We start from the raw sequence: 7723 nt of genomic DNA, 5'->3' as shown, positions 1-7723 counted from the left end.
CGGCATGCTGATCTCGGAAGATGAAGAGCTGATCAAGCGGGCCAGATTCCTGGCGACACAGGCGCGAGACCCGGCCCCCCACTACCAGCACAGCGAGATCGGCTATAATTACCGGATGAGCAACATCCTCGCCGGCGTCGGGCGGGGGCAGCTCGAAGTTCTGAAGCAGCGTGTACTAGCCCGGCGCGCCGTCTTCGACGCCTATCGCGCCGGTCTGTCAGGCTTCGAGGCCCTGGAATGGATGCCTGAACCCGAGTGGAGCTTCTCGAACCGCTGGCTCAGCGCATTCACGCTCGATACGTCGTCGGCGAAACTTTCGGTCAGCGAGCTGATCGGAAGACTCGGGGATGAGATGATCGAGGCACGACCAGTCTGGAAGCCGATGCACCTTCAGCCGGTGTTCGCCGGAACTCGCTACTTTGGCCACGGGAACAGTTCCGTTTCGGACCATATATTCGAAACCGGGGTGTGTCTGCCGTCGGGGTCCAATATGACGCCCGACGAGATCGACCGGATCATTGGCGCCCTGGCCTCGATTCTGGGCCGCTGATGCTGAAGCGATTGACAGATATCCTGGCGGCCAGCGTCGGTCTCGGCCTATTCGCGGTCCCCATGGTCATTGTCGCCGTGCTCGTCAAAGCGACGTCGCCCGGGCCGATCCTGTATTGGTCCGATCGTGTCGGGCAGGACAATCGCATCTTCCGAATGCCGAAATTCAGATCGATGCGCGTGGAAACACCCGCGATCGCGACGCATCTCATGGTCGAGACACACATGCACCTGACGCCGATCGGCTCGTTCCTGCGGAAAAGCAGTCTGGACGAGCTTCCGCAGATGTGGAGCATCCTGATGGGCGACATGACGATCGTCGGGCCGCGCCCTGCGCTGTTCAATCAGGACGACCTGATCGAACTACGCACCCGGGCGGGGGTTCATCGTCTCAAGCCCGGCCTGACGGGGTGGGCCCAGGTGAACGGGCGTGACGAACTGCCCATTCCGGAAAAGGTCAAACTCGACGTCGAGTATCTGGAACGTCGATCCATCTGGATGGATCTGAAGACCATTTTTCTGACCGTGGAACGCGTCCTGCGTTCGTCCGGCGTGAGTCACTGAGGCCGGTCGCCCCGCTTGATCGGAACGACCTGCGCGATTCCCCCGGACGGCGCCGTGCGAACCTGACCCAGGATCCGGAAAATCAGCTCCCGCACCGCCTGGTCATCTCCGGCCCGCGCCAGTTCGTCGAACTGGTTCACGATTTTGCTTGTGAGCGTGGCGCCCTTCAGACGGTCGGTCACCCTCATCAGACTCTCTCCGCAGGGTTCCGCCTGCTCGGTTGAGTCGACTAGTTCCTCATAGAGTTTCTCACCGGGCCGCAGCCCGGTGATCTCGATAGCGATGTCGCGTCCCGGTTCCTTGCCCGAGAGTTCGATGAGTTGCTTCGCCAAGTCCATGATCTTGACCGGCTTGCCCATATCCAGGACGTAGACCCCCAAGGGTGCATCTTCCTGCTGGGCCGTGATGGCGGTTGCATGCAGCACAAGCTGAACCGCCTCCGGGATGGTCATGAAGTAGCGCTCGATTTCCGGGTGCGTCAACGTCACCGGGCCCCCGCGTTCGATCTGGGCCCGGAACGTCGGAACCACGGATCCGGCAGAACCAAGCACATTTCCGAAGCGCACAGCGCTGAACCGTGTGCCGGACGAGTTGCCTTGCTGGGCGCGCACCACGGCTTCGGCGAGGCGCTTCGTAGCTCCCATGACGTTCGGCGGATCCACGGCCTTGTCTGTCGAGATAAACACCATCTGTCGCGCCCCGACGGCGCTCGCGGCCTGGGCCACGTTCCATGTACCGACAATGTTCGTAAGCGCTGCATCGCTGGGATGACGTTCCATCATGGGGACGTGCTTCAGAGCCGCAGCGTGGAATATGATCTCCGGCTGCTCAACGTCAAAACAAGACGTCAGGCGGTCGGCCTGCCGGATATCGCGCAGATACTCCCGCTTCGAAAGCGTGGGCCAACGATCAGAGATCTCGACATCAATCTTGAAGAGGCTGAACTCCGAATTGTCAATCATGGCCAAGTGGGCGCACCCCAGGCTGGCGACCTGCCTGCATATTTCCGAACCGATACTACCTCCCGCGCCGGTAACCAGCACGCGCCGGCCCGAAATCAACGCCTTGAGTCGCTCTTCATCCAGACGCACCGGCGGTCGCGCCAGGAGTTCCTCCAGAGCGAATTCCCGCATCGAGCCGGCTCCGCCCCGGTGTCCCATTTCCACGAGGCTGGGCATGCGGAGGAATTTCACGCCCGCATTGCGAAGCTGGCCCAGTCGCTCGGTGCCAAAGTCGACGGGCGAACGGCCGGAATCCAGAAACACTACCGAGGCGTCGCGCCCGTGAGCGATCAGATCGTCGATCATGTCGAGCGCTCGCGCCACGTCGGGGATGACACACACACCGCGGACTTCCTGTCGGAGCGCGGGGGCGGAATCGTGCGCCAAGATGCCCAAGGGGCGATAGGGCGATGAGCCCTTCCCGATGTCTCTCAGAAAAAGATCCGCGCGATCGAGATCGCCGACAAGCAGCAGGGGGGTGCGGTGTTCCCGGGCCGAAAGGAACGGAGCGATTCCGCCGAGCACTTCCTTGTCATAGGCGATCCGCCGCGCGAGGCTGAGCGCGAGGGTCAGGCCGATATCGAGAACCCAGACGATGAAGAGCGTGGAGCGGGGCAGGGTCGCCGCCCGATCCACGAAGAATACGGTGACCAGGAAGATGAACACCAGAAGAGTGGATGTTCGGACGATAGGCAGCACATCGACAACCGAAATGTATCGCCAAAGCTGGCGGTCCGTCCGGAAAAGGCGGTCCAAAACAAATCCGAGGCCCGCAAACGCAAGAGCATACGGCCAGCTGCGATCAACGGAGATCATCAGAGCGTTCAAACCGAGCGCATTGCCGGTCGCCAGCATGTAGCCGCCCACCACCGCAGCGATGCGGATTCCCGCGCGAGCGGCCAGTTTCAGAATGTGGAGCGCGACAGTCTGCACCGCGCCTGGACGGATAACATGAGTGTTGCCGTTCATCACTTGCCTCTAAGCTTGAACGCGATTGCTCGTCTGGACGAGTGAGGCTCTATCATCACTCGTTTATGAATTTCGACAAATCTGCAGCTGTTGGGTGTGACCTCGCACAAGAGTTGCGGTAACCACACGCCCTGCTGGGCCACAGGCGGGCGCTGCCGTCGGCGGCCACTACCTTCTCGGGGATGCTGAACCTATGTCGCTTGAAGAACGGCTGGCTAAGCCGCTTTCCCCTTTGCGTGAAGCTTTGGTTTTCGGTCGTTCGATCGGTGTGGATGTGGCGCACAAGGCCATCTTTCGTCGAAGCAGGACCAAACAGAAGGTCACCAGCGACTACGACCAAGGCGAATGGGCGGATCTTCTGCGAGATCGCAAATGGGAGCGATCGGGCTCGCTGGAGGAGTATCTGATTCCGGACGTCAGGGGCCGGATCAAGGTGCTGATCGACCAACGCGTTCATGAGGTGGACGCCGAGGCGTATTACGCGTTGAGGTCCCGCAAACTTGTCGACATCCTTTCCGCGAACGACGGCGGCGCTTCCGAACTGATCGAGATTGGCTGTGGAGCAGGCCGAAACCTTTTCACGCTGGCGGCTCACGGGCGTTGGCAGCACATCCATGGATTTGACATCTCGCCCACCGGCCTGGCGGTCATCGGCGAAGTCGCGGCTCGCTTCAACCTGACGAACGTGAGCGCCTCTTCTATCGACCTGCTTGAGGAAAGCTATTGCGACCATCCGAGGTTAAAAGGGAGCACGGTGTTCAGCTACTATTGCCTTGAACAGCTGCCGGCTCATGCCGAACGTGTCATACGCCGGCTCGTTGCAGCCGGCGTCCGCCGGGGGCTTCACATCGAACCGAGCCTTGAATTGTTCTCGCCTTGGCGACTTCAGGACATCGCCACTGTGAGTTACATTTGGCGGCAGGACTATCAGCGATCGCTGGTGACGGCGGTGCGTTCGCTCGAGAAAGAGGGACTGCTCCGAATGGTTAAGGCGGAGCGCCTGGGTTATGCGCCCAGTGTCCGGAACGAGCCGACCTTGGTCGTTTGGGAAGCCGTCTGAAGCCGGCTAGCCATAGTGAATATTGGCCGCGCCGGCGCTCCGGCGTCTGAAAACCGGCTCCCCTTCAATCCGGTTGCCAAATTGGGGGAAAGCGATTCTCACTGACCATCGCACGCCTTCGCGATGTCCGGGATCGCCGAAGACGCCGCCCTCGATGGTCGTGTCGCGACAGTGGCCGAGGTAGACGTGCTCCCCGGCCTCCGAGAGCCCATTGGACCAGAGCCTCGCCATTTTGATGGAGACGCGCTCGGGGGGAACCAATGGATGTTCCACGATGATTCCATGCCTGCGATTGCGGCTCGACGAGACATTGACGACGGCAATCTCGCGACAACCGTGCTCAACCATCACACCATCTCTGAAGCCCGAGACATCAGAATCCTCAAGGCGTGCGCCGAAGGTGTTGTCCAGACGTATTCCACTCCCGGCATCGGACGATGATGAGCTCATTATCAGACCCCGAAGAAGCAGGTCGGCCTGAACAGCTGCGCCGACACGCCTGTAGAGCCCTCTGTCCGCGGCGCGTTCGAGGTTGTCGTCCCTCATATCGATCCACGCGCCATTGCCGCCGCGGGCGTCCACGACTTCCAGGCCGTCGATGATCAGTCCCTTGTCGGCGCGTTGTCGGCTTGGAGGCAGCGCGAATTCGAAGCCGAGGTCGCCGCCGACAATCCGCAGTCCCGCAAACGTGGTGACCTTCAGGCGGCATCTGCGGACTGTGATATCGTGACAGGCTGAAAGCCGGATGCCGTCCGAACCGGTTTCTCCCGCGCCGCCCGGCTTCGACAGGGCGCCGGCGTGACAATCTTCTACGAGGCCGTCGTGGGGATGCGTCGTCCAGCCGGTTTGTGGTCGAGCTGCAAAATGGCGAAGATTGGCGTTCATTGCCTCTTCCCGTGCCTCGATCGGCCCGACGACACTCCAGTCCGCATGGATGAAGCCTGCCATTACGTCGCTGTCCGGCGTCGACAACCGTCGACAAACCCACCGATGAGTGCCGCCGATAATCTGGACTGCGACCCGACCGCCCTCCGATTTTGCCGCGTCGGTTTGCAGCACCAGATCCTCAAGCAACCAGTCCGATATTCCCTCCTGGGGATCAGGGGCTGAGGCAATCGGACTGTCGCCGACCAGCGGCCCTGCTCGTACCGCGGCATGGCAAGCTAGCTGGCTTCCTGGGCGGGCAAGAGAGATGACGCTAATCGTCCCGCCGATCCATGCGGCGCCGGTCGAGAGGCTGACACCTGCGTCGTTAGCTTCCCGGAGCAGCGCTTTTATCTCCGCGCCATTAAGCAGGTTTCGAACACCACGGCCCGCTCTCACCTCACGGGTCGTAAGGTAGGTGGCTTCGGGCCTACCGAATACCGTCCCTCCACCTCGCCTGGCGACGAAGGCATTGGCTCGAACGAGGGCCTCGGTGTCGTCGGTAACGCCATCGCCGAGCGCGCCGAACATCTCGTAGGCAGGATGCTCTTCGTCCAAGATCCATTCCTGCCCCCCCGCATCCGTTTGCACGAGCTCGGCAGAATCCGATTGGCGCCGTCGACGAAGAACGGCTCCGCCGAGGCTAACGCGACTGAAGCCCGACGTCCGTATGCGGGCGACCGAAGGGTCAATTCGGATCCGAGAAAGATCAATCGCAAGTCCAACCTGGAGGGGCGGGTCCCCGTCTCCGACGCACAGGCCGGGGGCAATGCTGGCAAGAGACACGGCCGCTCCCGTCTGCAGAAGGGATCGACGGTCGGTGAGACGGTCAACGGGCATGACCCTCAGCCTCCGGAATTTCGACGAAGGCGTCGCTGCGGCAAAGTATTGTGATTTCCTGGCCGTAATCCAAGCCGGCGATGGTCGGCGCTATGACTTCCAGCACGCAAGAGTCATGGTTGTTCGTCGAAGGCTTTGTCTCCGGGTGCGGATAGTAAATTATACCAGGGACGAACCGGTTTGAGTGGAAGATGCAGCATCGGACAAACGAGAATGTCTCCGGTGGAAAGGGCTGCGCGAGTTCGGACGGGCACCAATCAACGTCTCTCAGTGTTACGTCCGGGTTGGCCAAGCGCAGTGGCTTTTCGAGTTCAACATTGATCGTCCCGAGTCGAAAACCCGGCGCCTCCCGATTCAGGTCCCAACCGCGATTGAGAAAAGCAGGGAGTTGAAGAGCCAGAGAGCCCTGCGGCAAACCGAACGCGGGACCGTTGCGGCCGGACGCGATGCCGTAACCGGTCGTCACTCGTCCGCGTCTTTCAATGATTGCCATCGCGCCGCGGCCGCTCCGAATTTCAGGCCCGCCCGATTGAGGCGTAGCGGAAGCCGCGGACGCGCATTTCCTCGGGCCGGTAGACGTTTCTGAGGTCGACCATCACCGGCTGACGCATCAGCAGTCTGACCCGGTCGAGATCCAGCGCGCGGAACTGGTCCCATTCGGTCAGGATGACGACCACATCGGCGCCCTCGACCGCCTCATAGGGACCGTCCCTGAACACCACGCCGTCCAGCAGCTTCGACGCCTCGTGCATGCCCTCGGGATCAAAGGCCTGAACCGTCGCGCCCATGGCGATCAGCGCGGGGGCGACCTCCAGCGAGGGCGCATCGCGCATGTCGTCGGTGTTCGGTTTGAAGGTCAGCCCCAGGAGGGCCACGGTCTTGCCGGCCAGGTCCCCGTTCAGCGCCGCCGCGACCTTGCCGGCCATGGCCTTCTTGCGCGCGTCATTGATCTGGACCGTGGTTTCGATCAGCCGCACCGGCGCCCCGGCGTCGGCCGCGGTCCGGACCAGGGCGAGGGTGTCCTTGGGAAAACAGGAACCGCCGTAGCCGGGTCCGGCGTGCAGGAATTTGCCGCCGATGCGCTTGTCCAGGCCGATGCCGCGCGCGACCTGCTGTACGTCCGCGCCCACGGCCTCGCACAGGTCGGCCATCTCGTTGATGAAGGTGATCTTCATCGCCAGGAAGGCGTTGGCGGCGTATTTGATCAGCTCCGAGGTGCGCCGGCCCGTGAACAGGATCGGCGTCTCGTTCAGGTTCAAGGGGCGATACAGCTCGCGCATCACCGCCTGGGCGCGCGCGTCCTCGGTGCCGACCACCACGCGATCCGGTCGTTTGAAGTCCTCGATCGCGGCCCCCTCGCGCAGGAACTCCGGATTGGAGACCACGGCGAAGTCCGCATCGGGCCGGCGTTCGCGGATAATGCGTTCGATCTCGTCGCCCGTGCCGACCGGGACCGTGGACTTGGTCACCACCACGGTGAAGCCCTCGATCAGACCGGCGATCTCCTCGGCGGCCGCGTGGACATAGGACAGGTCGGCGTGGCCGTCGCCGCGCCGCGACGGTGTGCCGACCGCTATGAAGACCGCGTCCGCCGTCCGGATCGCCTCGGCGCCGTCGAGGGCGAACGACAGCCGCCCGTCACGCACATTGGCCGCGACCAGATCGTCCAGCCCTGGCTCGAAGATCGGGATCTCGCCCCGCTCCAGCCGCTCGATCTTGGACGGGTCCTTGTCGACGCAGGTCACGTCATGGCCGAAGTCGGCGAAACAGGCCCCTGAGACCAGGCCCACATAGCCGGTGCCGATCATCGCTACGC

General features: G+C 62.4%; 7 protein-coding genes. 3 read left to right on the top strand and 4 right to left on the bottom strand.

Annotation, left to right across the window (positions count from 1 at the left end):
- Both Q8K99_10875 and Q8K99_10870 read left to right on the top strand, forming a co-directional pair.
- On the top strand, positions 1-550 hold a 550-nt coding region (locus tag Q8K99_10875; protein MDP2183057.1), incomplete at its 5' end, for a DegT/DnrJ/EryC1/StrS family aminotransferase.
- Positions 550-1113, top strand: coding sequence for a sugar transferase (locus Q8K99_10870; GenBank protein MDP2183056.1), 564 nt, complete (start codon positions 550-552; stop codon positions 1111-1113). The genes Q8K99_10875 and Q8K99_10870, both read left to right, overlap by 1 nt.
- Here the strand turns inward: Q8K99_10870 and Q8K99_10865 are convergent.
- On the bottom strand, positions 1107-3083 hold the full coding sequence (locus Q8K99_10865) for a nucleoside-diphosphate sugar epimerase/dehydratase (GenBank protein MDP2183055.1): 1977 nt from the start codon (positions 3081-3083) through the stop codon (positions 1107-1109). The two genes, Q8K99_10870 and Q8K99_10865, sit on opposite strands and share 7 nt — an antisense overlap.
- Before the next feature lie 193 nt (positions 3084-3276).
- Here Q8K99_10865 and Q8K99_10860 point away from each other — a divergent pair, with 193 nt between their 5' ends.
- Positions 3277-4143: a class I SAM-dependent methyltransferase gene (locus Q8K99_10860; GenBank protein ID MDP2183054.1), complete on the top strand. Its 867-nt coding sequence runs from the start codon at positions 3277-3279 to the stop codon at positions 4141-4143.
- Positions 4144-4149: 6 nt separating this feature from the next.
- On the opposite strand, the gene Q8K99_10855 is transcribed toward Q8K99_10860, so the two are convergent.
- The 3 genes from Q8K99_10855 to Q8K99_10845 form a co-directional block, all read right to left on the bottom strand.
- Positions 4150-5625 (bottom strand): hypothetical protein, encoded by a 1476-nt coding sequence (locus Q8K99_10855; protein ID MDP2183053.1) that lies wholly within the window; start codon positions 5623-5625, stop codon positions 4150-4152.
- A 271-nt stretch (positions 5626-5896) separates the two neighbouring features.
- Positions 5897-6400 carry a hypothetical protein gene (locus Q8K99_10850; GenBank protein MDP2183052.1) on the bottom strand — a complete coding sequence of 168 codons (504 nt, stop codon included), beginning with the start codon at positions 6398-6400 and terminating at the stop codon, positions 5897-5899.
- A 22-nt stretch (positions 6401-6422) separates the two neighbouring features.
- On the bottom strand, positions 6423-7723 hold a 1301-nt coding region (locus tag Q8K99_10845; GenBank protein MDP2183051.1), incomplete at its 5' end, for a UDP-glucose/GDP-mannose dehydrogenase family protein.

It is taken from the genome of Actinomycetota bacterium (assembly GCA_030682655.1).
Classification (GTDB): Bacteria; Actinomycetota; Coriobacteriia; order Anaerosomatales; family JAUXNU01; genus JAUXNU01.
The sequence above is the reverse complement of the archived record's forward strand: the minus strand, read 5'-3'. Positions and strand labels throughout refer to the sequence as shown.

What these genes read in the sequence shown, in the direction of transcription:
- Q8K99_10870 (MDP2183056.1), top strand. Translation starts at nt 550, where the DNA reads ATGCTGAAGCGATTGACAGATATCCTGGCGGCCAGCGTCGGTCTCGGC.
- Q8K99_10865 (MDP2183055.1), bottom strand. Translation starts at nt 3,083, where the DNA reads ATGAACGGCAACACTCATGTTATCCGTCCAGGCGCGGTGCAGACTGTC.
- Q8K99_10850 (MDP2183052.1), bottom strand. Translation starts at nt 6,400, where the DNA reads ATGGCAATCATTGAAAGACGCGGACGAGTGACGACCGGTTACGGCATC.
- Q8K99_10860 (MDP2183054.1), top strand. Translation starts at nt 3,277, where the DNA reads ATGTCGCTTGAAGAACGGCTGGCTAAGCCGCTTTCCCCTTTGCGTGAA.